The organism is Coprococcus sp. AF21-14LB (assembly GCF_003458885.1).
Lineage (GTDB): Bacteria > Bacillota > Clostridia > Lachnospirales > Lachnospiraceae > UBA9414.
The window spans coordinates 42,467-68,305 of sequence record NZ_QRVX01000007.1 but is presented as its reverse complement, the minus strand read 5'-3'; the positions used below and the strand labels follow the sequence as shown (position 1 = coordinate 68,305).

20 protein-coding genes, 4 pseudogenes and 1 riboswitch are annotated in these 25,839 nt (G+C 42.3%); of the genes and pseudogenes, 20 read left to right on the top strand and 4 right to left on the bottom strand.

The window, feature by feature from the left end:
- Positions 1 to 317 precede the first annotated feature (317 nt).
- The 19 genes and pseudogenes from pheS (at position 318) to DWX73_RS02920 (ending at position 20,258) form a co-directional block, all read left to right on the top strand.
- The gene (gene pheS / locus DWX73_RS03000) at positions 318 to 1,337 is read left to right on the top strand and encodes a phenylalanine--tRNA ligase subunit alpha (RefSeq protein ID WP_118346771.1); all 1,020 of its coding nucleotides are present in this window, start codon (positions 318 to 320) and stop codon (positions 1,335 to 1,337) included.
- A gap of 11 nt (positions 1,338 to 1,348) precedes the next feature.
- Positions 1,349 to 3,766, top strand: a complete 2,418-nt coding sequence (gene pheT, locus DWX73_RS02995) for a phenylalanine--tRNA ligase subunit beta (protein WP_118346769.1) — start codon at positions 1,349 to 1,351, stop codon at positions 3,764 to 3,766.
- Complete coding sequence (locus DWX73_RS02990; RefSeq protein WP_118346767.1) at positions 3,766 to 4,338, top strand: biotin transporter BioY; 573 nt, start codon at positions 3,766 to 3,768, stop codon at positions 4,336 to 4,338. The genes pheT and DWX73_RS02990 overlap by 1 nt, the downstream gene beginning before the upstream one ends.
- A pseudogene (gene queA / locus DWX73_RS02985) lies at positions 4,334 to 5,381 on the top strand (tRNA preQ1(34) S-adenosylmethionine ribosyltransferase-isomerase QueA). The gene DWX73_RS02990 and the pseudogene queA overlap by 5 nt, the downstream one beginning before the upstream one ends.
- A gap of 58 nt (positions 5,382 to 5,439) precedes the next feature.
- On the top strand, positions 5,440 to 6,501 hold the full coding sequence (locus DWX73_RS14265; protein ID WP_278321066.1) for a CocE/NonD family hydrolase: 1,062 nt from the start codon (positions 5,440 to 5,442) through the stop codon (positions 6,499 to 6,501).
- Positions 6,495 to 7,472 (top strand): CocE/NonD family hydrolase, encoded by a 978-nt coding sequence (locus DWX73_RS14260; protein ID WP_278321065.1) that lies wholly within the window; start codon positions 6,495 to 6,497, stop codon positions 7,470 to 7,472. Before DWX73_RS14265 ends, DWX73_RS14260 begins: the two co-directional genes overlap by 7 nt.
- Positions 7,473 to 7,517: 45 nt before the next feature.
- Complete coding sequence (locus DWX73_RS13495) at positions 7,518 to 7,679, top strand: hypothetical protein (RefSeq protein ID WP_158556814.1); 162 nt, start codon at positions 7,518 to 7,520, stop codon at positions 7,677 to 7,679.
- Complete coding sequence (locus DWX73_RS02975; RefSeq protein ID WP_118346765.1) at positions 7,676 to 9,007, top strand: phosphoadenosine phosphosulfate reductase; 1,332 nt, start codon at positions 7,676 to 7,678, stop codon at positions 9,005 to 9,007. Before DWX73_RS13495 ends, DWX73_RS02975 begins: the two co-directional genes overlap by 4 nt.
- Positions 8,997 to 9,529 (top strand): annotated as a pseudogene (locus DWX73_RS02970) (IbrB-like domain-containing protein). The gene DWX73_RS02975 and the pseudogene DWX73_RS02970 overlap by 11 nt, the downstream one beginning before the upstream one ends.
- Positions 9,530 to 9,602: 73 nt before the next feature.
- Positions 9,603 to 10,262 carry a hypothetical protein gene (locus DWX73_RS02965; protein WP_118346763.1) on the top strand — a complete coding sequence of 220 codons (660 nt, stop codon included), beginning with the start codon at positions 9,603 to 9,605 and terminating at the stop codon, positions 10,260 to 10,262.
- Between the two features lie 226 nt (positions 10,263 to 10,488).
- Complete coding sequence (locus DWX73_RS02960; protein WP_118346761.1) at positions 10,489 to 11,487, top strand: ABC transporter ATP-binding protein; 999 nt, start codon at positions 10,489 to 10,491, stop codon at positions 11,485 to 11,487.
- Positions 11,471 to 12,336: pseudogene (locus DWX73_RS02955) on the top strand (ABC transporter permease). Before DWX73_RS02960 ends, DWX73_RS02955 begins: the two are co-directional and overlap by 17 nt.
- A 12-nt stretch (positions 12,337 to 12,348) precedes the next feature.
- Positions 12,349 to 13,779 (top strand): GldG family protein, encoded by a 1,431-nt coding sequence (locus tag DWX73_RS02950; protein WP_118346759.1) that lies wholly within the window; start codon positions 12,349 to 12,351, stop codon positions 13,777 to 13,779.
- Between the two features lie 59 nt (positions 13,780 to 13,838).
- On the top strand, positions 13,839 to 14,741 hold the full coding sequence (locus tag DWX73_RS02945; protein WP_158556813.1) for a DUF4340 domain-containing protein: 903 nt from the start codon (positions 13,839 to 13,841) through the stop codon (positions 14,739 to 14,741).
- 170 nt (positions 14,742 to 14,911) lie between these two features.
- Entirely contained in the window at positions 14,912 to 16,282 is a 1,371-nt protein-coding gene (locus DWX73_RS02940) for an NCS2 family permease (protein WP_118346755.1), read from the top strand.
- Between the two features lie 89 nt (positions 16,283 to 16,371).
- Positions 16,372 to 16,468, top strand: a riboswitch (purine riboswitch).
- Between the two features lie 74 nt (positions 16,469 to 16,542).
- A pseudogene (locus DWX73_RS02935) lies at positions 16,543 to 17,822 on the top strand (amidohydrolase family protein).
- A 135-nt stretch (positions 17,823 to 17,957) separates the two neighbouring features.
- On the top strand, positions 17,958 to 18,626 hold the full coding sequence (locus DWX73_RS02930; RefSeq protein WP_118346753.1) for a corrinoid protein: 669 nt from the start codon (positions 17,958 to 17,960) through the stop codon (positions 18,624 to 18,626).
- Positions 18,613 to 19,620: a 2Fe-2S iron-sulfur cluster-binding protein gene (locus tag DWX73_RS02925; protein ID WP_118346751.1), complete on the top strand. Its 1,008-nt coding sequence runs from the start codon at positions 18,613 to 18,615 to the stop codon at positions 19,618 to 19,620. The genes DWX73_RS02930 and DWX73_RS02925 overlap by 14 nt, the downstream gene beginning before the upstream one ends.
- Positions 19,617 to 20,258 (top strand): ASKHA domain-containing protein, encoded by a 642-nt coding sequence (locus DWX73_RS02920; RefSeq protein WP_118346749.1) that lies wholly within the window; start codon positions 19,617 to 19,619, stop codon positions 20,256 to 20,258. The genes DWX73_RS02925 and DWX73_RS02920 overlap by 4 nt, the downstream gene beginning before the upstream one ends.
- Before the next feature lie 24 nt (positions 20,259 to 20,282).
- Here the strand turns inward: DWX73_RS02920 and DWX73_RS02915 are convergent, their stop codons facing one another.
- The 4 genes from DWX73_RS02915 to DWX73_RS02900 are packed head-to-tail and all read right to left on the bottom strand — an operon-like array spanning position 20,283 to position 24,435.
- Positions 20,283 to 21,350: a uroporphyrinogen decarboxylase family protein gene (locus DWX73_RS02915; RefSeq protein ID WP_118346747.1), complete on the bottom strand. Its 1,068-nt coding sequence runs from the start codon at positions 21,348 to 21,350 to the stop codon at positions 20,283 to 20,285.
- 42 nt (positions 21,351 to 21,392) lie between these two features.
- Positions 21,393 to 22,202 (bottom strand): carbohydrate ABC transporter permease, encoded by an 810-nt coding sequence (locus tag DWX73_RS02910; protein WP_118346745.1) that lies wholly within the window; start codon positions 22,200 to 22,202, stop codon positions 21,393 to 21,395.
- Between the two features lie 12 nt (positions 22,203 to 22,214).
- Entirely contained in the window at positions 22,215 to 23,105 is an 891-nt protein-coding gene (locus tag DWX73_RS02905; RefSeq protein WP_118346793.1) for a carbohydrate ABC transporter permease, read from the bottom strand.
- Between the two features lie 13 nt (positions 23,106 to 23,118).
- Positions 23,119 to 24,435: an ABC transporter substrate-binding protein gene (locus tag DWX73_RS02900; RefSeq protein WP_118346743.1), complete on the bottom strand. Its 1,317-nt coding sequence runs from the start codon at positions 24,433 to 24,435 to the stop codon at positions 23,119 to 23,121.
- 280 nt (positions 24,436 to 24,715) lie between these two features.
- Here DWX73_RS02900 and cbiD point away from each other — a divergent pair, with 280 nt between their 5' ends.
- Positions 24,716 to 25,837 (top strand): cobalt-precorrin-5B (C(1))-methyltransferase CbiD, encoded by a 1,122-nt coding sequence (cbiD, locus tag DWX73_RS02895; RefSeq protein WP_118346741.1) that lies wholly within the window; start codon positions 24,716 to 24,718, stop codon positions 25,835 to 25,837.
- Positions 25,838 to 25,839 lie beyond the last annotated feature (2 nt).

Below are 25,839 nucleotides of genomic sequence, written 5' to 3'. Positions count from 1 at the left end.
ACAATGTTTAAGAAAATAACTATTTACCGCATAGAGAAAGGCAATGACTGCGTTAGTAGAGAACTGTTTTCTATCAGAGAGAAGGAATCATCGGCTGGGAGTTCCTTTTAGTTCAGACAGGAATCGAATTTCCCGCAAGAGCTGCTGATTTGAAATGCCGAGAAGGATTTCTGGCAGAGTAGATGATGACGTAAGATGCACGTTACGCGTATGAAAGTGCCTGCAGAGAGTAATCCGCAGGAATTAGGGTGGTACCGCGATTGACCTCGTCCCTTTTGGGACGGGGATTTTTTTGATTATTTTTTAGGAGGAACGTTATGGAACAGAAATTACAGAGCATCAAAGAAGAAGCGCTGAAATTGATTCAGGCTGCAGATGCGCCGGAAAAGCTGAATGATGTCAGAGTGAAATATCTGGGAAAGAAAGGGGAGTTGACAGCTGTTCTGAAAGGAATGAAAGATGTCGCTCCGGAAGACCGTCCGAAAGTAGGACAGATGGTCAATGATACCCGTGCAGAGATTGAAGATGCATTAGAAGCATCTAAAAAAGAAATGGACGCTAAGATTCTTGAAGAACGTCTGAAAAAAGAAGTGATTGACGTAACACTGCCGGCGAAGAAAAATGAAGTCGGACACCGTCATCCGAATACAATTGCGCTTGAAGAAGTAGAGCGTATTTTCATTGGAATGGGATATGAAGTTGTGGAAGGTCCGGAAGTAGAGTATGATCTTTACAACTTTGAGAAACTGAATATTCCGGCAGATCATCCGGCAAAGGATGAGCAGGACACATTCTATGTAAATAAAGATATTGTCCTTCGTACACAGACATCACCTGTTCAGGCCCGGGTTATGGAACAGGGCAAGCTTCCAATCCGTATGATTGCTCCGGGACGAGTATTCCGTTCAGATGAAGTAGATGCAACACATTCTCCGTCTTTCCATCAGATTGAAGGACTTGTGATTGATAAGAATATTACATTTGCTGATTTAAAAGGAACATTAGAAGAATTTGCGAAAGAGCTGTTTGGACCGGAGACAAAGACGAAATTCCGTCCGCATCATTTCCCATTTACAGAACCGAGTGCCGAAGTAGACGTTTCCTGTTTCAAATGCGGAGGAAAAGGCTGCCGTTTCTGTAAAGGTTCCGGCTGGATTGAAATTCTCGGCTGCGGTATGGTACATCCGCATGTGCTTGAAATGTGCGGCATTGATCCGAATGAATACACCGGATTTGCATTTGGTGTTGGGTTAGAGCGAATCGCCCTTCTGAAATATGAGATCGACGATATGAGACTGCTCTACGAAAATGATATCAGATTCTTAAGACAATTCTAGGAGGATAAAAAATGAACACTTCATTATCATGGATTAAAGCGTATGTTCCGGATCTTTGCGTGACAGCGCAGGAATATACGGATGCAATGACATTATCCGGAACAAAAGTAGAAGGATATGAAATTTTAGATAGAGATCTGGATAAGATCGTGATTGGACAGATTGAAAAGATTGAGAGACATCCGGATGCAGACAAGCTGATTATCTGTCAGGTTAATATTGGAGCGGAGAAGATCCAGATCGTAACAGGCGCTCCGAATGTGAAAGAAGGAGACAAAGTTCCGGTTGTTCTTGTTGGCGGACGTGTGGCAGGAGGTCATGACGGTAAGAAGACAGAAGGCGGAATTGAGATTAAAGAAGGAAAGCTTCGCGGAATTGACTCTTATGGAATGATGTGCTCAATTGAAGAGCTGGGATCTACAAGAGAAATGTATCCGGAAGCGCCGGAATACGGCATTTATATTTTCGAGGAAGATGCCGAAGTAGGAGCAGATGCCATTGAGGCGCTTGGGCTTCACGATGCAGTGATTGAATACGAAGTGACGTCTAACCGTGTAGACTGCTACAGCGTTGTTGGAATTGCAAGAGAAGCAGCAGCAACATTTGGCAAAGAATTCTGCCCGCCGGTTGTGACTGAAACCGGAAATGACGAGGATGTAAATGACTATATTAAAGTATCTGTAGAAAGTCCGGAGTACTGTTCACGTTACTGTGCAAGAGTTGTAAAGAATATTAAGATCGGACCTTCTCCAAAATGGATGCAGAGACGTCTTGCGTCTGTTGGCATTCGTCCGATCAACAATCTTGTTGATATTACAAACTATGTTATGGAAGAATACGGACAGCCGATGCATGCTTATGACCTGGATCTGATCGAAGGCAAGGAAATTATTGTCAAAACGGCTTCAAACGGAGAGAAATTCGTAACGTTAGATGGTCAGGAACGTGAATTGGATGAAAATGTTCTGATGATCTGTGACAGTAAGAAAGCAATCGGTCTTGCCGGAATCATGGGAGGAGAAAATTCCATGATTACAGATGATGTGAAGACAATGCTGTTTGAGGCGGCTTGTTTTGACGGAACGAATATCCGTCTTTCAAGCAAGCGGGTAGGACTTCGAACAGATGCCTCCGGTAAGTTTGAAAAAGGATTGGATCCAAATAATGCAGAAGCAGCAATCAATCGTGCATGTCAGCTCATTGAAGAGCTTGGCGCCGGAGAAGTCGTAGGCGGCATGGTTGATGTTTACAGCAAGAAGAAAGAGCCGGTTCGCGTTCCGTTTGATGCAAAAGCAATCAATGCATTGCTCGGTACTGCAATTTCTGAAGAAGAGATGCTTGGATATTTCGCAAAAATCGGTCTGGAATATGATGAGGCAGCAAAAGAAATCATTGCGCCGACATTCCGTCATGACCTTTTCCGTCTTGCAGATCTTGCAGAAGAGGTAGCGAGATTCTACGGATATGACAATATTCCGACAACACTTCCATGTGGAGAAGCGACAACAGGAAAGCTTCCATTTAAGCTTCGTATCGAGCAGGTGGCAAGAGAAATCGCAGAATTCTGTGGATTCAGCCAGGGAATGACATATTCTTTCGAAAGTCCGAAAGTATTTGATAAGCTTCGCCTTCCGGCAGATGCAAAGGAACGTGAAGCAATTCAGATTATGAATCCGCTTGGAGAAGATTACAGTGTTATGCGCACGGTTTCTCTGAATGGAATGCTTACATCTCTTGCGAGAAACTATAATAGAAGAAATAAAAATGTTCGTCTCTATGAACTTGGAAATATTTATGTGCCAAAGGCGCTTCCGCTGACAGAACTTCCGGATGAACGGATGCAGTTCACACTTGGAATGTACGGAGATGGGGATTTCTTCACAATGAAAGGTGTTGTAGAAGAATTCTTCGATAAGATTGGTATGCATCAGAAAGAAACGTATGCACCGGACAGCAATAAGCCGTTCCTGCATCCTGGAAGACAGGCAAATATTATTTATGACGGAGAAATTGTTGGATATCTTGGTGAAGTACATCCGATCGTAGCAGATACTTATGACATTGGAGAGCGCGCATATGTGGCGGTGCTTGATATGCCTGTTGTAACAAAATTTGCTACATTTGACCGCAAATACGAAGGTATTGCAAAATATCCGGCAGTAACAAGAGACATCAGTATGGTTGTTCCGAAAGAGATTCTGGCAGGTCAGATTGAAGCAATGATCGATCAAAGAGGCGGCAAGATTCTGGAAAGCTATCAGTTATTTGACTTATATGAAGGAGCCCAGATTCAGGAAGGATATAAGTCTGTTGCATATAAGATTACATTCCGTGCGAAAGACCGTACACTTGAGGAGGCAGATATCAATGCTGCAATGAAGAAAATCCTTAACGGTCTGTCCGGAATGGGCATTGAGCTTCGTCAGTAATGAGAACAAAACAGCGTTTTTCAAATAAAGAAATGATTTTGAGCGGGTTATTTACGGCATTGATCGCGGTGGGGGCATTTCTCCAGATCAATATTCCGGTCCAGCCGTTCCCGATGCATTTTACATTGCAGTTTTTCTTCGTTCTGCTTGCCGGATTCTTTCTCGGCGGCAGAATGGGCTGCATAAGTGTTTGCACATACCTGATGATTGGACTGGCGGGAATACCTGTATTTGCATCCGGAGGCGGTATCGGCTATCTTGTCCGACCGACCTTCGGCTTTCTTATTGGTTTTGCTTTTGCAGCATTTGCAGCAGGCAAACTGGCTGCCAGAAAGGAAGAACTGACATTTGCATGGCTGCTCATTTCTGCACTGGTCGGGATGATAGTAATGTACCTGTGTGGAATGATTTATTTTTATTTTATAAGTAACTATATTATTTCTATGCCGGTAACATGGAAAATTGTCTTGATAAATTGTTGTCTGCTGACGATTTCCGGAGACATTGTACTTTGTGTAATGGCGGCTGCCGTAGCAAAGAGGCTTGTGCCGGTAGTTCGGAAGTTGAATTAGGAAGGAGACTCATTATGTAAAACGAGAGGATTTTTATTTTGATCTCCCGGAAGAACTGATTGCTCAGGATCCGCTTGAGGACCGTTCAGGTTCCCGGCTGCTTGTGCTTGATAAGAAGACCGGTGAGACGGAACATCATGTATTTCGTGATATTATAGAATACTTAAATCCGGGGGATTGTCTTGTTATCAATGATACAAAAGTAATTCCGGCAAGACTGATCGGAGCTAAAGTAGGGACAGAAGCAAAAATTGAAGTATTGCTTCTGAAGCGAAAGGAAAATGATGTGTGGGAGACACTTGTAAAACCGGGAAAGAAAGCAAAGCCGGGAACAAAGATCAGCTTCGGAGACGGATTACTTGTAGGAGAAGTCATTGATGTAGTGGAGGAAGGAAATCGTCTGATCCAATTCCATTACGAAGGAATTTTTGAAGAAATTCTGGATCAGCTTGGCCAAATGCCTCTCCCTCCGTACATTACACATCAGCTGGAAGATAAAAACCGCTATCAGACGGTGTATGCAAAGCATTCCGGTTCTGCAGCCGCACCGACAGCAGGACTTCATTTTACACCGGAACTTCTGGAACAGATTAAGGCAAAAGGTGTTGAGATTGCCCATGTAACACTTCATGTAGGACTTGGGACGTTCCGTCCGGTAAAAGTGGAAAATATTCTGGAACACCATATGCATTCAGAATTTTATCAGATTGAAGCTGCGGAGGCGGAGAAGATTAACCGCGCGAAAGAGGAAGGGCATCGTGTTATCTGTGTCGGAACGACAAGCTGCCGTACAGTAGAGTCTGCGGCGGATGAACATGGACGGCTGAGAGAGTGCAGCGGCTGGACAGAAATCTTTATTTATCCGGGGTATCAGTTTAAAGTGTTGGATTGTCTGATTACAAACTTTCATTTGCCGGAATCTACATTAATTATGCTTGTATCTGCTTTAGCCGGCAGGGAGCATGTACTGGCGGCGTATCAGGAAGCTGTGGAGAAACAATATCGTTTTTTTTTCCTTTGGCGATGCGATGCTGATTCGATAAGATAGTTGATAAAGCGATAGAAACAGGCAATATGTCTGAGAAAGTAAGAGAGATGCGTATGGAGTGGAATTTTTATTTATCCGGGATTTTATATGGAAAATTTCATGAAACTGCCGAAGGAGTTACGACAGAAAAACTGAACATTGAAACCGGGGAATGGCTTCCGGCAGAAAAATTAACAGAAGAAACAGATGCATATTTTCGTAACTTCTGTTCAAGAAGTATATTGGAGTTTTTCCAAAAGAAACAGGAATATGAAAAATGTATCGCAGAAGGTAAAGAAGAGTTCATCACTTCCTCTGGAGAACAGTTTTCAAAACGGCGTGAGGAAGCCTATATACAGCGCAATAAAAAGTTTGGAAAAGATCTTTTGTATGAGCAGGGAAAAATATATGGAGTTTTAATGCCGGGAAGAGATTATACGGCAGTGCTTGCAGAGGACGGTAAGGAAGAAAAAACAGTTCTGAAAGCCTGGAGCAATCTTTCCTTTCAGGAAATCTTTCAAGTAAAGTTTCACGGAACATTTTTTGTTGAGACGAGAGATGGAGAAAGACTGGCAACAGACGTCTATCTTCCGATAAGAGAAGCCGGAGAGAACGTGGGAAAAGTACCTGCGGTACTTGTGCGGACTCCTTATGGAAAAGGAAATCATGTGGAGATGTATTATCGCTTTGTCCAGAGAGGATATGCCGTCGTTATTCAGGATACAAGGGGCAGAGAAGACAGTACCGGAAGATGGCAGCCGAATTATTACGAAGTAGAGGATGGAGACGATACGCTCAATTGGATTGCAGCGCAGGACTGGAGTGATGGACAGGCAGCAATGACAGGAGGTTCTTATCTTGGATATGTACAGTGGGCTGCAGCTGCCAGCGGGAATCCGCATTTGAAGGCAATGCTCAGCAGTGTGTGTGCAGGAAGTGCATTTGCAGATCTTCCGAGAAGAGGAGGCTGCTTTACATCCGGGATGCTTGCGTGGGCTTTTGCAATGTCGGAGCAGAGAATGCGAGAAGATCTGATGTGTCGGGAAGACTGGGATGATGTATTGGATCTAAGACCTCTGGAAACAATTCCGGAAAAGGCGTTGGGAAGAGAGATTCCTTTTCTGACAGAATGGTAAAACATGAAGACATGGATGAGTTTTGGAAAAAATCCAACTGGAAAGAGCGCTACAGCGGTCCTCCGGTGCCGGCGCTTATTATGTCAGGCTGGTTTGATGACAATGGAATGGGTACGACCGAGGCGCTGGATCTTGTCAGAGACTGGCCGGAAGGAACCTGGAAAGCAATTTTAGGACCGTGGAAGCACAGTGGAAATGCAGAATATGATTTGCACGGAATTCCGATGGGAGAAGATGCACTTCGTTATGATATCGATCTCATTTGTATGATGTGGCTGGAACGTTTTCTGAAGGGAGTAGAGAACGGGATTGAGAAAAGTCCAAAAGTGCTCTACTATACATTAGGGGAAAATCGTTGGAAAACATCAGAGACATGGCCGCCGCAGCGTGTAAAAATACAGCGTATGGATCTGCACAGTGAGAAGAACAGTTATGTGTATGATCAGGACTGTCCGGCGACGCATATCATCGATATGTCAGAAAATGAACTGGAAGTGCCGGAAGATTATACCGAGGAAGAAAAGCGGGAAGACTATCTTGTTTATTCAACAGAGGTATTAAAAGAGCCGGTGACAGTAACCGGTGACTTGCAGGTACATTTATTTATTTCCTGTGATTGTCCGGATACAGATTTTGTATTCCGGCTGTTGGATGTAGATGAAAATGGAAAATCTGTCAAACTTGCGGACGGTGTGATCAGTGCCAAATACCGGGAAGGGTTTGAGCGTCCTGTGTATATGGAAGCCGGAAATATCTATGAGATTCCACTTCGGACAACAAAGATTTCCAATACCTTTCTTCCGGGGCATCGCATCCGTTTTACAGTAACATCCAGCGCTAAGAATTTTATTTTTCCTAACAGTAATACGGAAAAAGGCTTTAATAGTGAGAAGAGGCAGAAAGCACATATTACAGTGCATCAGGAAGGAGAATTTTGCTCCTATGTGGAACTGCCGATAGAACAAAAATAAAAACAATTTAAGCGTATTATGAATATACAAAACAGCAGTACTTTTTTGGAAATTTCTAAAAAAAGTGCTGCTGTTTTTGCGTTCATGAGGGGGAGGATTTGTCGAACATTGTTGAAGCTGTTTTCAGAATGTGGTAAAGTTATTGGTAGATTACTGGAAAAATATGGAAATACAGGAGAATCTGATGATAGGGAGGGAGTTCCGTGATCAGGGAATATCTGGAAGAGAACGTATATGAGGCATTTCAGAAACGAATAAAGTTTATTTTTGAGGAATTTGATAATATTTTTGTTTCTTTTTCTGGTGGGAAAGATAGTGGACTGCTTTTGAATATGACGATGGATTTTCAGAAGAAATACTATCCGGAGAAGAAAATAGGAGTGTTTCATCAGGATTTTGAAGCGCAGTACACCGTTACGACAGAATATATTGAGCGTACATTTGAGAGAATCAAAGATGAAGTAGAACCTTACTGGGTGTGTCTTCCAATGGCAACCAGGACAGCGCTGAGCAATTATGAAATGTACTGGTATCCGTGGGATGATAAAAAAGAAGATTGCTGGGTACGGCCGATGCCGAAGAAAGACTATGTCATTAATCTGGAACATAATCCAATGACAACTTACCGATACCGGATGCATCAGGAAGATCTGGCAAAACAATTTGGCCGTTGGTACCGTATGTCTCACGGAAATAAGAAAACAGTCTGCCTTCTCGGAATGCGTGCCGATGAATCGCTGCAGAGATATAGTGGATTTTTGAATATTAAATATGGTTATAAAGGACAATGCTGGATCAGCAATCAGTTTAAAGATGTGTGGTGCGCTTCGCCAATGTATGACTGGACATCACAGGATGTATGGCATGCCAATGATCTGTTTGATTACGATTACAATGAACTTTACAATCTGTATCATAAAGCCGGATTAAAGATTTCGCAGATGCGAGTGGCATCGCCTTTTAATGATTATTCAAAAGATGCGCTGAACCTGTATCGGGTAATTGATCCGGAAATATGGGCAAAGCTTGTGGGAAGAGTAAGAGGAGCTAATTTTGGATGTATCTATGGAAAGACGAAGGCAATGGGATTTCGGAATATTACGCTGCCGGAAGGGCATACATGGAAATCATATACGATGTTTCTTCTTGACACACTTCCGCCGCGAATTCGCAATAATTATGCAAAGAAATTCAATACATCGATTCAGTTTTGGCACCAGACCGGAGGCGGGCTGGATGAAGAGACAATTCATGAGTTGGAAGAACATGGTTATAAGATTAAGCGGAACGGCGTATCTAATTATACCGCCAGCAAAAAATCCAGAGTAATCTTTCTGGAACAGATTCCGGACGATACAGACGACATCAAATCCAGCAAGGACATTCCAAGTTGGAAGCGAATGTGCGGATGTATTTTGAAAAATGATCATATCTGCCGCTCGATGGGATTCGGGTTATCCCGGGAGCAGAAGAGAAATATCGAATATATTAAAGAAAAATATCAGAGTATTGAGGAGATGGAGTATGGAATTTAAAAGTCCTGTTTATCATGTGATTGCAGTTCCGCTAGAGAAGGTGGAACCGAATACCTATAATCCAAACGCGGTGGCGCCGCCGGAGATGAAGCTTCTCTATGACAGTATTAAGGCGGATGGATACACGATGCCGATCGTATGTTATTACGCAAAGGAAGAAGATAAGTATATTATTGTAGATGGATTCCACCGCTACCGTGTGATGAAGGAACACAAGGATATTTATGAAAGAGAACACGGATTGCTTCCGGTATCAGTAATAGATAAACCACTTGATCAGCGAATGGCCAGTACGATACGCCACAATCGGGCGAGGGGTACGCATGATGTGAATCTGATGAGCAATATCATAAGAGAGCTTCAGGAGCTGGGACGGTCTGATGCCTGGATCTGTAAACATCTTGGTATGGATAAGGATGAAGTGCTGAGATAAAACAGATTACCGGATTAGCAGCGCTGTTCAGAGATGTAAATTTTGGGCAGGCGTGGAAGCCAGTGGAAGATGAGGAGGAAAGTTTATAATTTCTTCACTTTTTTCTGGAGACAAGTATGCTATAATAGGCTGTGAAGAAATTGACAGAAGGAGAAGCACGAAATGGATATACATGAGAAGCACGAAACGGATCTGACCAGGGCTGAGCGACGTCAGTTGGAGAAAGAAAAGCTTCAGAGCATGGATTGGAAGCATAAGCTTGGATATATCTGGGATTATTATAAACCTCAGATTTTTGGCGTAATCGCAATATTTGCAGCAATTTGGTTTGGATTTTCCTGGTATGAGAATTCCAAATATGAAACGATTATGTATGCAGCTGTGACGGACGGCTATATGAATGAGGACGAGTCGGAACAGATGAACAGAGAATATAAAGAGTTCATCGGAGATCAGGAGAAATATCACCGGGTTTCGATTGATACGACAGTAGCCATCGGTTCGGAGGACAGTCAGGCAAGATACAATGCTACAATGAAGCTGAATACGATCGTAGCTGCAGGGGCTGTGGATGTTGTCATTGGTTCCAAAGAACATGTAAAGGATTTTGTGACTCAGGGAGCAGCAGAAAATCTTTCCGAGGTATTGAGCGAAGAGATGCAGGAAACATATCAGGATCATATTGTGGATGATAAGTTATTTGATCTTACCGGAAGTACAAAGATCGGAAATCCGCTTCATGTGACAGCAGATCCTGTTTATCTTGTTATTTTAAATATCGGCGAACGCAGGAATATGCCGCAAAATTTCTGGAATATTTAATGCAGTAACTACCGCGAATATGTGGTTGAGATACTGCAGGGTAGAATAAGAGAGAAGATACTTCATTGAGGATGAAGTATCTTTTTTTGTGCATTTTAAAAGCAGCCGGTCTTACAGAAAAAGACGCTCACAATAAGGCGCTCACAAATTTTTCACAATTTTATCACGTTCCAAACATAGTATATACATATAATGATTCATAAATTATTAGTGAGGAGGAGCAGGATTGATAGAAGTAAGAAATCTCGTAAAACGTTATGGGACACATACAGCAGTTGATCATTTGAGTTTTACAGTGAAACGAGGTCAGATTTACGGGTTTCTCGGACCGAATGGAGCCGGTAAATCAACAACAATGAATATTATGACAGGGTATCTTGGAGCAACAGAAGGAGAAGTTGTAATAAATGGCCATGATATTTTAAAAGAACCTGAGCTGGCAAAGAGAAGTATTGGATATCTTCCGGAAATGCCGCCGCTTTATCTGGATATGAAAGTAGAAGAGTATCTCCAGTTTGTGGCTGCCTTAAAAAAATTAAAACGTCATCAGATTGGCGAACAGGTAGAGAAGGTAATTGAGCTTACAAAGATTCAGGACGTACGCGGAAGATTGATTAAGAATCTGTCCAAAGGATATAAGCAGAGAGTTGGATTAGCGCAGGCGATCATCGGTTTCCCGGAAATTATAATTCTGGATGAGCCGACCGTTGGTCTGGATCCGAAACAGATTATTGAGATCCGTGAGCTGATCCGTGAACTTTCCAAATCCCATACAATCATTTTAAGTTCTCATATTCTTGCAGAAATCAGCGAAGTTTGCGACTATATTATGATTATTTCTAAAGGGAAATTAGTAGCCAGCGATACGCCGGAAAATCTTGAGAAACAGTTAAAAGGAACGGAGCAGATATTCCTGCAGGCAAGAGCTTCGGAAGAAACTGTAAAAGAGATTCTTTCCTCTGTGGAGCATATTGTACATATGTCTGTGGAAGTGTTGGAAGATGGAATCACAAGAATGACAGTGACACCGGAAGAAGGATTTGATATCCGGGAAGACTTGTTCTTTGCATTTGCCGGGGCCGGGTGTCCGCTTCTGGAACTTCAGAAAACAAAGGCAACGCTGGAGAAAGTATTCCTGGAACTGACACAGAATGAAAAACAGGATTCAGATACTGAGTGTTTGGAAGAAAGCGAGGAGGAAGAGACAGATGAAGGCAATTTATAAACGGGAGCTTGGTTCTTATTTCCAGTCGATGACAGGGTATCTTTTTATCTCAGTGTTGACTGCAGTAGCAGGAATCTATTTCATGGCATATAACTTAAATGCCGGATATCCGTATTTTCTTATGCACTGTCTGGAACGATGTTTATTCTGATCATTAGTATTCCGATTTTGACGATGAAGAGTTTTGCAGAAGAAAGAAAGAGTAAAAGTGATCAGTTGCTTTTGACATCACCGGTAACAGTTTTTGATATTGTTCTTGGAAAATATATGGCAATGGTGACAGTGTTTGCAGTGCCGAATCTTATTTTCTGTATGTTCCCTCTGATTATTAAGGCAGAAGGAAATGCATATCTAAAAGTAGATTATCTATCTATTTTGGTTTATTTTCTGCTTGGATGTGTTTATATTGCAGTGGGAATGTTTGTTTCGTCATTAACAGAGAGTCAGATCATTGCAGCGGTTGGTTCTTTTGGAGCACTTTTAATCTTATTTTTATGGGACAGTCTTGTTGGATTTCTTCCATCCGGTGCATTTGCATGTATGATCGGAATGATTTCTTTTGCCAGTCTGATTGTGTATGTCGTACACCAGATGATGAAAAACTGGATTGTGACTGGTGTATTGGAAGGAGTTGTCGTCATTGTTGCCTTTGCAGTTTATTTTGTAAAATCCAGTCTGTATGAGGGACTGTTGCAAAAATTTTTTGGAAAGCTATCTCTTTACAGCGTTTTCTCCGATATTGCGTCCAATAATTTGCTGGATGTAAGCGGATTGTTTGTATTTCTTTCAATGATTGTCATATTTATTTTCCTGACAATTCAGAGCATTCAGAAGAGACGGTGGAGTTAGGAGGAGAAGATTGTGAAGAAAATAAAAGAGATGTTTACAACAGCCCATAGCAGAAACGGAGCATATAGCGTTGGAATGACAGCGGTTGTCATTGCGATTATCATAGTACTGAATATGATCGTGTCACAGTTTCCGGACAATCTTCGTTCCATTGATGTCAGTGACAGTAAGATTTATGAGATTACGAAAACAAGCCGGGAAATTTTGAAAAATTTGGAGAAAAAGGTAAAACTGACTGTGCTTTCAGAAGAAACGCAGGCGGATAAACGGATTCGGACATTTATCAATAAATACGCAGATCTTTCCGATGAGGTTGAAGTGGAATGGGTAGATCCCGTGCTGCATCCTTCTGTACTCAGTGAAAATGATGCCAGTGCGGATACAGTCATTGTTTCTTGTGAAGAAACCGGAAAAGATACAAAGATTGCTTTTTCAGATATGATTCAATATGATATGTCTTCCTATTATACAACCGGGCAGGTAACGGAAAGTGGTTTTGATGCAGAGGGGCAGCTGACAAGTGCAGTCAATTATGTGACCAATGATACAACAAAAAAATTATATCGCACTTCAGGGCATGGGGAAGATGCATTTGGAACAAATTTTACAGATCTGACAGATAAATCTAATCTGACGATTACAGAACTGAATCTTGTAATGACACAGACGATCCCGGAAGATTGCGATCTTCTTTTGATGAATGGACCGGTAAAAGATATTTCAGAAGAAGAAAAGACGGCGATTTCAAACTATCTGCAAGGTGGAGGCAATGTCATGCTGTTTCTTGGAGATACCGATGAGGAATTGCCGAATCTGGAAAGCTTAATGAAAGAGTATGGACTGGAAACGGCAGAAGGATATATTGCAGATCCGTCAAGATGTCTTCAGAATAATTATTATTATGTTTTTCCACTGTTAAATGCATCCGGAGATTTGGCAGAAGGGTTGTCTACAGAAATGATTCTTGCAGCCAATACGCATGGAATGACAAAAACAGATCCGGCGCGGGATACAATTGAAGTAACTTCGATTCTTACGACAAGCAATGATGCACATGCGGTTACAGAAACATCGCAGGAGCAGGGTGCTTATGTCATTGGAGCAGTTGCAGAGGAGACACTTTCTGATACAGATGAGGAAGAGAAGGAGGATGCGGAAAGTGAAGGAAAACAATCCCGGTTTACAGTATTTGGAAGTAATTCGATCATTGATTCGCAATTGACAGGGATGTTTTCGACACTGGACAATATGACATTGGTTATGAATGCGATAACAGCCAATTTTGATGACATCCAGAATGTGTCAATCGAAGCAAAATCTCTTGGAATTTCCTATAATACGATGCAGCATGCAGATATCTTTAGCCTTCTTGTTATTTTTGGGATTCCGCTTGTGATTCTTGGTTTTGGAATGTCTGTCTGGATGAAACGGCGTAAGGCATAGGCAAGGAAACGGAGCAAGATACATGCAATATAGTACAATGGAAAGAAGGAGGACGGATTGTGAAAAGAAATAAAATAGTATTTCTGCTTGGTGTACTTGTCATCTTAATCGGATGTTATGTCGGTCTGCAGTTTTGGAATGAATCAAAGGCGGCAAAAGAAGAGGAGCAAAAGGAAGCAAAAGTAGTAAAAGTTAAGACGCTGGAAGCGCTTACGGAAATTTCTTACACTTATAATGAAAGTAAATTTGTTTTTGAAAAAAAAGATGGAACGTGGATCTATGCACCGGATGAGAAGTTTCCATTAGAGCAGACATATGTGGAAACGATGGAAAATACATTTAGTACAATTCAGGCAGAGCGGGAATTAGAGGGAGCAGATGCTCTGATAGATTATGGTCTGGAGCAGCCTGCATATACGATTCATCTGAAAAATGAAGCGGGTGAAGAGACAGACGTTTACATTGGAAATAGCGTCAATGATGGATATTATATGACGGTAGGAGACAAGAGCAAAGTGTACACAGTTTCTTCTTCTATACTCAGTCCGATTCAGTATGATCTCATGTCATTGCTCAGTAATGATGCATTTCCGTATATTAATTCAGGACAGTTGGAAAAGGTTGTTATGACAAAGAAGAACAAGACAGAAACATTTTTAAAAGAAGAGGAAGATGCCATAACAACTTTAGAAAGTGCGATCGGAGGAATCACGTTAAGCGATTGTGCAGATTACTATATGGAAGCAGCAGAAGCAGATGCTTATGGGATGGATGAGAAAAATGTTACGAAAGTAGAGGTTACCTATACTGACAGCAATGAGAAAGAACAGGAATTTACATTTTATATTGGAGCAACAGATTCCGAGGGAGAAAACCGATATGTAAAACTGGGAGAATCTCACATTATTTATAAAGTAGACAGAACGAAGTTCCAGGAAATGGATACCCTGTTTGAAAAATAAATATCATAGTAACGTAAATGAAAATCGCAGAAGAAATAATAAAACTTCTTTTGCGATTTTTTTATGTTGCTTTTTATAGTGTGATTCGCTATAATAGCAACTGGTGTTTAAAAATAGGACACCTATTTAGCTCAATAGGGAATTTGAGTGGAGGCAGGAGGTACTAACAAATGTTAGAAAAATTATTTCATTTGAAAGAACATGGGACAGATGTTCGTACGGAGATAATTGCCGGTATAACGACATTTATGACAATGGCGTATATTCTGGCAGTGAATCCTAATATTCTTGCAGAAGCAGGAATGGATCGGGGAGCTGTATTTACAGCAACTGCATTGGCAGCGTTTATTGCGACATGTCTGATGGCAATGTGGTCCAACTATCCGTTTGTATTGGCACCGGGAATGGGCTTAAATGCATATTTTGCTTATACGGTTGTCATTGGAATGGGTTATACATGGAAGATGGCGCTGGCGGCAGTATTTGTTGAGGGGATTGTGTTTATTCTGCTATCATTGATCAATGTGCGTGAAGCAATTTTTAATGCGATTCCAATGAATTTGAAACATGCAGTTTCAGTAGGAATTGGTTTGTTTATCGCGTTTATCGGATTGCAGAATGCAAAGATTGTCGTAGATAGTTCAACACTTGTAGGAATCTTCTCTTTTAAAGATTCGCTGGAAAAAGAAACTTTTTCTTCAGAAGGAATCACGGTCTTGTTAGCGCTGATTGGGATTATGATTACGGCAGTGCTGCTTGTGAAAAATGTAAAAGGGAATATTTTATGGGGAATTTTGATTACATGGGGACTGGGAATTCTTTGTCAGCTGACAGGAATTTATCAGATTACACCGGATGCGGGATTTTATAGTTTGCTGCCGGATTTTTCGCAGGGAATTTCAATTCCAAGTCTGGCTCCTACCTTTTTTAAAATGGATTTTTCAAAAGTATTTACTCTTGATTTTATTGTTATTATGTTCGCATTTTTATTTGTGGATATGTTTGATACACTGGGAACGTTGATTGGCGTTGCATCGAAAGCAGATCTGCTTGATAAAGACGGAAAACTTCCAAAAATTAAAGGAGCACTGATGTCAGATGCGGTTGGAACTTCTATTGGTGCAGCTCTTGGAACTTCTACAACAACGACATTTGTTGAAAGCGCTGCCGGTGTAGCAGAAGGAGGAAGAACGGGACTGACAAGTATTGTAGCGGCAGTACTGTTTGGAATTTCATTATTCCTGTCACCGATTTTCCTTGCAATTCCGGCGTTTGCAACTGCTCCGGCACTTGTTGTAGTAGGATTTCTGATGATGACTTCTATTACAAAGATTGATTTTGAAGACTATACAGAAGCAATTCCTTGCTTCATTTGTATGATTGCAATGCCATTTATGTACAGTATTTCAGAAGGAATTTCACTTGGAATTATTTCTTATGTACTTGTAAATGTAATTGGCGGAAGAGCAAAAGAAAAGAAAATCAGTATGGTAATGTATATACTGGCAATTTTGTTCTTGTTAAAATATGTATTAATTTAAAAGAAAGGTTTTCTGCAGAAAAAATGTGCAGAAAACCTTTCTTTTTTGTTGCATTTTAGAGGAAAATCCAGTATACTATGTAAGGTTAAAAAAGTGAATACAGGAACATTTATATAAGCCCATAATTGGTTGGGCGTCTCTACTAACTACCGTAAATAGTTACCTATAAATCATTTGTCGGATTGAAGGGGAAACTATCTGTACGGTATTTTTTTGTGCAAAAAACAGAAACAGGTGGATTTCCGGAAAGGAGTTTGTGGATGAAACAGAAAAATTTTGTATTAAAAGGGGATATTTGTTACAGCAAAACGAAGCAGGAATTGATTACGAAAGAAAATCATTTCCTTGTATGTGAGGATGGACGGATTACCGGAGTATTTCCGGAACTTCCAAAGGCGTATGGGAATTTACCGTTCCATGACTGCAGTGGTCATCTTGTTATTCCGGGACTTGTAGATCTTCATGTGCATGCACCGCAGTATACATTCCGTGGAATGGGAATGGATATGGAACTTCTGGACTGGCTGGACACAAGGACATTTCCGGAAGAAACAAGATATGAAGATATTTCTTATGCAGAGAAAGCGTATCGGATGTTTGTAGGAGATCTTCAAAGAAGCGCAACAACAAGAGCGTGTATCTTTGCTACGCGTCATGAGGAAGCAACCGTACGTTTGATGGAACTTCTGGAAGAAGCAGGAGTTTGTGCTTACGTTGGAAAAGTATGTATGGATCGTAATAGTCCGGATCCGCTCCGGGAATTGGATGCAGATACCTCGGCAAATGCGACGAAGCGCTGGATTTCGGCATGTCAGGAAAAAGGATTTTCCCGTGTGAAACCAATTCTGACACCGCGTTTTATTCCGACTTGCACAGACGAATTGATGGAACAGCTCAGTGAGATTCAAAAACAGTATCAACTTCCGATGCAGTCCCATTTGTCTGAGAATATCGGAGAGATTGCATGGGTAAAAGAACTTTGTCCGTGGTCAGAAAGCTACGGAGAAGCTTATGAGCATTTTGGGCTGTTTGGAAAAGAAGTGCCGACAATTATGGCGCATTGTGTACATCTACGAAGGAAGAGCGGGAAAAAATGCTGAACAACGGTGTATTTATTGCACACTGTCCTCAGTCCAATACAAACCTTTCATCAGGAATTGCTCCGGTCAGAGTTTACCTTGAAGAAAATCATCGGATTGGACTTGGAAGCGATATTGCGGGAGGCGCATCTCTTTCTATCTTCCGTGCGATGACAGATGCCATTCAGATGTCAAAAATGCGTTGGCGTCTTGTAAATGAAGAAGAGAAACCGGTAACAGTAGAAGAAGCTTTCTTTATGGGAACAAAGGGCGGCGGTGCGTTCTTTGGAAATGTAGGAAGCTTTGAACCGGGGTATGAGGCTGATATTCTTGTATTAGATGAGAGCAGAATTCCGTCTGTTCAGAAACTGACAGTGCGGGATCGTCTGGAACGTTTTCTTTACCTGTGCACAGATGCTGATGTGAAAGAAAAATATGTAGCGGGAGAAAAGTTGTTTTAATTACAGATTTTTCGCTAGTCAGAAATGGGATATCTTGGTACAATATCTTTATGGGAATTGGTAATGATTTTATGCATCGCAGCTCAGACTGGGCAAACCGGATGCAGATGATTATCAGAGAAAGGAAGAAAGAAGATGAACCAGGAGGAATTATTAAAAAAACTTGCAGAATCAGTCGTAGAGATGGAAGAAGAGGACGCAGTTGCATATTCGAAAGAATATCTGGAAGCAGGATATGATCCGGTGGAAGGGATAGGAAAAGGGCTTGCAGCAGGAATGGATCAGGCGGGAAGGCTTTATGAGGAGGAAGAATACTATATTCCGGAGCTGTTGCTCTGTTCAGATGCGATGTATGCCGGAATGGAAGTATTCCGTCCGTATTTGCTAAAGAACCGGTCAGAGAACAATTCCTATAAGGCAGTTATCGGTGTCGTGGAAGGAGATATCCATGATATCGGAAAGAATCTGTTTAAGATTATGCTGGAAACATGTGGATTTGAAGTGATTGATCTTGGCAAAGACGTACCGCCGTCTGTTTTTATTGAAACAGTTAAGAAAGAAGGGGCGCATCTGATTGGAATGTCTACGCTGATGACAACTACAATGGAAAATATGAACCGGGTTATGGATCTTTTGAAAGAAGAAGGACTCCGTGATAAAGTCGTTGTCATGGTGGGTGGAGGTCCGATTTCTCAGGAATTTGCAGAGAAGATTGGTGCAGACGGTTATGAGAGAGAAGCATCGAAAGCAGCGCGGTTGGCGTTGGAGCTCGTAGAGAGGAAGAACAACAATGCCGCGTATTAAGATTGTCGGGGAAAAGGAGACTTTTACCTGCACAGCCGGGGAGAATCTGCTTCAGAGTCTGAAAAAACATGGAGTATATGTGGATAATCCCTGTGGCGGCAGAGGTACTTGTGGAAAATGTAAAGTGCAGCTAACGGAAGGGAATCTTGGACCGTGGCAGGAGGGCGAACGTGATAAGCTTTCAGAAAAAGAATTGAAAGAAGGCTTTCGTCTTGCCTGTCTTTGTACAGTCAGAGAAGATATTACAATTGCACTGCCGGAAAAGGCACATTATGAAGGCCTTGTATCCGGTGAAAGTGTAATCAATCGGAGAAATATGAAACGAAATCGTTTCTTGAAAAGGGAACTGGGAGCGGCAATTGATTTGGGAACAACAACAGTGGCAGTAACGCTCATTGATCTGGAATCGGGAAATGAGTTGGGGGCAGTTTCTGGGCTGAATGCTCAGACAGTACACGGTTTGGATGTGTTAAGCAGGATTACCTATGAAACAGAAGAAGGAGAAAGTGCTGTAGGAGAACTGCAGCATCTGATTGTGGCTCAGCTTAACGATATGCTTTTTCAGATGCTTTGTAAGATAGAAGGAAAGATTATCCGGAAAGAATCTGGGGAGCAGTGTGCCTGGATAGAGGAGAACTGCAGAAGGATTACAAGGATTACCGTATCAGGAAACTGTACGATGCTCCATATGCTTCTTGGTGTGAGTGCAAAGAAGATTGGGAGAGCGCCATATGAACCGGAATTTCTTGAAGAACAGGAAATAGATGCAAAACAGATCGGACTTGTCTTTCCGAATGCAAAGCTCATTTGCCTTCCTTCCATATCTGCTTATGTAGGAGGAGATATTACTTCGGGACTCTATGCAGCAGGGATCGAATCTGAGCAGGGCAATCTATTGTTCATTGATATTGGAACAAATGGAGAAATGGCGCTGAAAAGTAATGGAAGGTATCTGCCTGCTCCTGCGCGGCGGGACCGGCTCTGGAAGGGATGAATATCAGCAATGGTATGCGGGCTTCCCGGGGAGCGATTGAAGATCTTGCTGTGGAGGGAAAAAAACTTTGCTGTACGGTGATCGGCACAAATAAAGCGTCAGGAATCTGTGGCAGTGGAATACTGGCAGCAGTGAGGGCGTTTCTGAAAACGGGTATGCTGCTGCCGGGAGGTAATATCTTAAAAACAGAATCTCTTGAAGAAGGAGACTGGAGAAAAACATACCTCCGAAAAGAAAAGGGAAAAAGAAGTATTTGGACAGGCTGTGGGGATATTGCAGTAACGCAGTCAGATATCCGCCAGGTTCAGCTGGCGAAAGGAGCGTTACTTTCCGGAATACAGACACTTTTTGAGAGAAGCGGTCTTCGTTATGAAGAATGTGATAAGGTTATTGTAGCGGGGCAGTTTGGAAAGCATCTTCCGGAGGAGAGTCTGATCGAGACAGGAATCTTGCCGGAAGCATTTCGGGGGAAAATTTCCTATGCAGGAAATACTTCGCTGGAAGGCGCAAAAGCGGCGCTTTTATCAGATGAAGCACGGGAAGCAATGAAAACCATTGCAGGAACAGTAGAATATTTTGAACTGGGAGCGACAGAAGGTTATGAAGCGCTGTTTATAAAAAGTCTCCGGTTTCCGTAGAGGAAATCGGAGGCTTTTTGTTTCTTAAATGCTATATTTGCCATAAAGTCTTGCTGCATCCATAAACCAGTCAACTTTTTGAATTTCAGTTCCGAGAGGAATATTGCATCCAGGAGCGATGGTATAGCCTTTTGGAATATTGCGGCCTTTTTCTACGCAGTCTTTTACAGATGCAAAAATATCATCTTTTGTGCCAAGCATGATTACATCTACCGGAGGAACATTTCCGAGGATTGAGAAATAATCGCCCAGTTCCTGACCGGCAAGGGCCAGATCTACCACATTGTCGATGCTCAGAGAACAGATATCAAGCTGCTTGATATATTTCCAGATACCGACAGTATTTCCGCACATATGAAGGCTTGGCTTAGCTCCTGTCTTTTCGTAGATATAAGTACAGAGTTCTTTCATATAACTGAAAACAAACTTTTCGTACATTTTCGGAGAGATCAGACTTCCGGACGCAACCGGATCTGCGAAACCGAATCCTACACCGAGAGGTGCGATGGCGTCTACACAGTTTTTGATACTGTCTGTAACAATCCGCATTAGATGGTGTACACGTTCCGGTTTCTTCAGACAGTCCTTTAAAAGACGGTCTGTACCAACGAGAAAAGCACAGACAGTAAATGGACCGCCAAGACTTGAGCCAACACCGGAAATACCATGTGCAGCTTCTGTCAGCATTTCAAGAGCTTCCATAGCGCCTTTGATATAAGGATTGGTATGAGGATTGACCGGTTCGAGTGCATTGAATGCATCGTCATTGTCAATTGCGGCAGATCCGATATAAGGGATACTGTCTTCCGGATAGATTACATTAGCGCCAAGAGCGGCGGCAAGTCCCATAGAGTTTGGACCGGCGCCGATGCCGTCCAGTCCATATCGCTCAAAGGAAGCAATCTCGCCTTCTGCAATTAATTTTGGATTGTTTTCGTATTCCCGGATATTTGTGCATCCAATCAGATGGGCGCTGATCTCACCGAGGAAAGGCACGCATGGAAGACGGTCGTAAGGGCGTCCTTCTGCAATCGCCTGTGCCCGTTCTAACGGAGTCATCTCATCCAGGGGATGTGGTTGTAATCGTTTCATGATTCTGCTCCTTTTTTCACAATTTGTTGTAATAGTTTTATTTTAACCTTTTAAGCCGTGCAAAGCAACGCCTGCTTCGAATTTTGACTGCAGGAAGAGATAGAAAATAAACGGCGGAAGAAAGGTTACGGCAGAGCAGGCCATTGTCAGACCTACATCCACATCATACTGTGTCTTCATGGAAGTCAGCGCCAGAGGCAGTGTACGCATGGCGTCTTTTGTTGTAATGATCAGCGGCCATGTGAAGTTATTCCATGCACCGATAAAAGTGAAGATTGCCAGCGTCAGCATAGCTGATTTCACAAGAGGGAGAATCACAGTATATAAGATTTTAAAGTTGCCCGCACCGTCAATTCTGGCAGATTCAATCAGCTCATTCGGAATTGACAGCATTGCCTGCCGCATAATAAATACTCCAAATGCAGTAGGAAGCGGCAGAATCAGAGCTTTAAATGTATTTGCCCATCCGAGTCCACGCACGATCAGATAGAGCGGAACGAGGATGACTTCAGACGGAACAAGCATTGTCAGGATCAAAAGAAGGAAAATCTTATCGCTTCCTTTGAATTTTAATTTTGCAAATGCATAACCAGCGGTACAGCTTGTGAACAGAGTAAGTGCCACACCTGCTGCAGCAACAATAATGCTGTTGACAAAATAGCGAAGGAAAGAAGGTGTGGAAAAAATCTTCTGATAATGCTCAAATGTAATATTTGAGAGCGAAAAACTGAAATCATATGCATTTAATGTACTTTTCAGTGACATCAGTATCATGTACAGGAAAGGCAGGATACAAAGAAGTGTCACGAAAATCAAAATGAGACTGCCGATCAGCCGGCCTAATTTCTTCATGTACAAACCTCCTTAAATCTCTGATGCATCGCGGCGCATATAACGCTGCTGCACCAGAACGATACACAATACGATTAACATTAAGACATTGGAAACAGTCATGGCATAACCTGCTTTTGCACTCTTGAAAGTGAGCTGGTATGCGTACATTACAAGTGTTGTGGTGGACATAGATGGTCCGCCGCCGGTCATAGTATAGGCAAGATCGAATGTTTGCATAGAGCTTACAAGTGCAAGGAACGTATTCAGGATAATGGTTGGCTTCATCATTGGAAGTGTGATCTTCGTAAAGAGCTGGCGGGTATTTGCGCCATCCACTTTCGCTGCCTCATAGTAAGTGTCGGAAATGGACATGAGGGAGGAAAGGGCAATGATCATATAATAGCCGAGACTTTTCCAGACGATTATCATTGATAGTGTGACAATTGCCGCCTTACTGCTTCCGAGCAGCATAGAAGGATCAATGCCAAAAATGCCGAACACAGCCTGAACAGCCGGAGTACGGCTGTTCAGGATCGCTTTCCAGATTGTGCCGACAACGGCGCTGGAAGACAGAACCGGAATAAACAGCGCTGCTTTTGCGATCTTTGCAATGATCGAATTTTTCATGGAAGCGATCAATGCTGCAAGAAGCGTGGAGAGCAGTACTTGAAGCGGTACGGTCATAACTGCGATCTTTAATGTATTCATAATTGCAAGATGAAGTTTTTTGTCACGCAAAAGTTTCTCGTAATTGAATAGTCCATTGAATTCTGCCGGAATGAGGATGTTGTATCTTGTGAAACTAAAGATGACAGCAACTATGAGAGAGCAGAAGACAAAGGTAAAGAGAATCAATGAAATCGGTGTAATATAAGCATATGGAGCTAACTTAGATAAAAAACCGGATTTCTTTTTCTTCATAGGATGCACCTGTTTATTCTTCATTTTCGGCCCAATACTCAGCCAGTGTATCATCTGCAAATTCCGCAGATTCATCAAGTGCTTCTTTTACGTCCTGTTTTCCTTCCATGACGGACTGGATGTGGGCAGCAAGGTTTTCCAGAATTTCACTTCCGCAAGGACCTACCTGGAGCGGACGCCATTTGTCAACGTCTTCTGTTACGATGCGTTCCATTTTTGGATCACCTACATATTCTTCAGAAACAGTCAGAGCTGCACCCGGAGCAATTTTATGGTATTCTGTCATAAATTCAGAACCACAGATGTATCTGATGAGTTCCATAGCAAGTTCAGGTTCTTCACAGGTAGACATAATAGATAAAGAGTCGGCAGCGCCAAATGTACCGTAATCTTTATTTTTCAGAGAAGTAACATAGTTCCAGTTCAGATCCGGATAAGTCTCTGCAAATAATGTTTCCTGCTGAGCAGAAGATCTTGTTACGCCAAATGCAGCTTTTCCAGCGCCAAAGATTGTAGAGAAAGCGTCTTCAGCAGGGAGAGAAAGTGTATTTTCAGGCATATAATCTTTCAGGCTCTTGAAGAATTCGAGTGCTTCGACACCGGCTTCATTGTTAAATTTTACTGTTTTAAGATCATCATTATAGATGTCTCCGCCGGCCTGCCATAAGAGGCTGTAGAAGTAGGAGTTCAGGATATAAAGGTTGCTCATACCGCCGTTGTTCAGACCAACTGCATAACCGTACTGGTCGATATTGCCGTCTCCGTCAGTATCTTTTGTTGCTTTTTCACAGATGCGTTTAAAATCTTCCCAGGTTTCCGGAGGTGTCTCGCCGAGTTCGTTGAGAATATCTTCATTATAATAAAGAACAAACGGAACACCGGTTACGATTGGCATACCGTATTGTCCGCCCATCATTTCTCCGCGGTCAAGATATTTGAATTCCTTGCGGTCTTCTTCTGTCAGAAGATCTGTCATATCCATAACAACACCGGAAGAAATGTATGTTGGATACATCTCTGCATACATATATCCGATATCCGGGCACTCGCCGTTGCTGATACCGGTAGACCATTTTTCCTGATAGTTTTCCCACGGAATCAGCTCGATTTCTAAATCGACATTTTTTTCTTTCTTAAAATCAGCCAGAAGCTTATCAAAGTTTCCTTTTGTGTCGTCATCAAGCGGTGGACACCACATGGTAAGTGTTGTTTTACCGTCTTTGTCGCTGCTTCCTTTGTTTTCTTTTTTTGCATCACTATTTCCGCAGCCTGCCAGCATACCGGCAGTCATAGATACACAGAGCAATGCACTGATTAGTTTCTTTTTCATATGTTTCCTCCTTAAAATATAGAAAGTGCTGTAATTGAATTGTTTGAAGACAAGTTCAATTAAATTAATTATATAATCTATGACAATAGAATGGAAATAGAAATAAACTATAAAAAGCATATAATATAGATAAAATCTATAAGGCGAAATGAAAGCGCTGATCCGGGAAAGGAAGATAGATTTTTTATAAAAACATCCGGGAAAAGGGTTCTGCCAGAATTGACAGATGCTTTCAGAATGGTTAAGATATCATAGTATAGAGAAAGACGAGGAAATGCGGATGGCAGAGCAAAGAAAAGGATTATCAGGATATACGACCGGAACATGTGCACAGGCGGCGGCGAAGGCGGCAGCGGTCTGTCTTTTGACAGGCAGGAAAGAAGAGAAGGTTACCGTAAAGCTTCCGGGTGGACAATGCATAACGCTTCAGCCGGAATTGTGGGAAACAGAACCGGATTTGGTGAGCTGTGCTGTCAAAAAATACAGTGGAGACGATCCGGATGTGACGAACGGCGTATATGTCTATGCAAGCGTGAGCCGGACAGAAACAGAAGGGATTCTTCTGGATGGTGGTGTTGGCGTCGGGCGTGTAACAAAGCCAGGGCTTGATCAGCCGGTAGGAGCTGCAGCGATCAACCGCATTCCGCGGAAGATGATCTGCCAGACGGCAGAGGAAGTGCTGGAAGCAAGTGGAATGCCGGGAGGACTTCAAATCATTATTTCCATTCCGGACGGTGTGAAACTGGCAGCAAAGACATTTAATCCCAGGCTTGGAATTGAGGGAGGAATTTCGGTTCTTGGGACAACAGGAATTGTGGAGCCGATGAGCGAGAAAGCGCTGATTGATACGATACAGGTAGAAATCAATGTAAAACGGGCAGAAGGAAGAGCGTGGCTGATTGCGGCTCCGGGAAATTATGGGCTTGATTTCCTGAAAGAAACTTATGGGATTCCTGCTGAAATTGCTGTAAAGTGCAGCAACTATGTCGGAGAAACCATTGATATGGCAGTTGACTCCGGGGCAAAAGGACTTGTATTTGCAGCCCATATCGGGAAATTTATCAAAGTGGCAGCAGGGATTATGAATACACATTCCAGATATGGAGACGCAAGAATGGAAGTGGCAGCAAGTGCAATGCTCAGAGCAGGTCTGCCGGCACAAATGGCGCGAGCAGCATTAGACTGCGGAACAACAGACGAAATGCTGTCATTAATGAAAGATGAGGAAAGAAATAAGTTTCTGGAAGCGCTGTTAGATCGGATTCAATTTTATTTACAGAATCGTGCAGGGGAGATGAAATGCGGTGCAGTTATATTTTCCAATCAGTCAGGAATGTTGGGAATGACGAAGAATGCAGATGCATTACTTCAGAAAGCTTCTAAAGAACTTGTAGAACAGTAAAA

What these genes read in the sequence shown, in the direction of transcription:
- DWX73_RS02930 (WP_118346753.1), top strand. Translation starts at nt 17,958, where the DNA reads ATGAACCAGGAGGAATTATTAAAAAAACTTGCAGAATCAGTCGTAGAG.
- DWX73_RS02925 (WP_118346751.1), top strand. Translation starts at nt 18,613, where the DNA reads ATGCCGCGTATTAAGATTGTCGGGGAAAAGGAGACTTTTACCTGCACA.
- DWX73_RS02965 (WP_118346763.1), top strand. Translation starts at nt 9,603, where the DNA reads ATGGATATACATGAGAAGCACGAAACGGATCTGACCAGGGCTGAGCGA.
- DWX73_RS02940 (WP_118346755.1), top strand. Translation starts at nt 14,912, where the DNA reads ATGTTAGAAAAATTATTTCATTTGAAAGAACATGGGACAGATGTTCGT.
- DWX73_RS02910 (WP_118346745.1), bottom strand. Translation starts at nt 22,202, where the DNA reads ATGAAGAAATTAGGCCGGCTGATCGGCAGTCTCATTTTGATTTTCGTG.
- pheS (WP_118346771.1), top strand. Translation starts at nt 318, where the DNA reads ATGGAACAGAAATTACAGAGCATCAAAGAAGAAGCGCTGAAATTGATT.
- DWX73_RS02900 (WP_118346743.1), bottom strand. Translation starts at nt 24,435, where the DNA reads ATGAAAAAGAAACTAATCAGTGCATTGCTCTGTGTATCTATGACTGCC.
- cbiD (WP_118346741.1), top strand. Translation starts at nt 24,716, where the DNA reads ATGGCAGAGCAAAGAAAAGGATTATCAGGATATACGACCGGAACATGT.
- DWX73_RS02915 (WP_118346747.1), bottom strand. Translation starts at nt 21,350, where the DNA reads ATGAAACGATTACAACCACATCCCCTGGATGAGATGACTCCGTTAGAA.
- DWX73_RS14265 (WP_278321066.1), top strand. Translation starts at nt 5,440, where the DNA reads ATGGAGTGGAATTTTTATTTATCCGGGATTTTATATGGAAAATTTCAT.
- DWX73_RS02990 (WP_118346767.1), top strand. Translation starts at nt 3,766, where the DNA reads ATGAGAACAAAACAGCGTTTTTCAAATAAAGAAATGATTTTGAGCGGG.
- DWX73_RS14260 (WP_278321065.1), top strand. Translation starts at nt 6,495, where the DNA reads ATGGTAAAACATGAAGACATGGATGAGTTTTGGAAAAAATCCAACTGG.
- DWX73_RS02905 (WP_118346793.1), bottom strand. Translation starts at nt 23,105, where the DNA reads ATGAAGAAAAAGAAATCCGGTTTTTTATCTAAGTTAGCTCCATATGCT.
- DWX73_RS02920 (WP_118346749.1), top strand. Translation starts at nt 19,617, where the DNA reads ATGAATATCAGCAATGGTATGCGGGCTTCCCGGGGAGCGATTGAAGAT.
- pheT (WP_118346769.1), top strand. Translation starts at nt 1,349, where the DNA reads ATGAACACTTCATTATCATGGATTAAAGCGTATGTTCCGGATCTTTGC.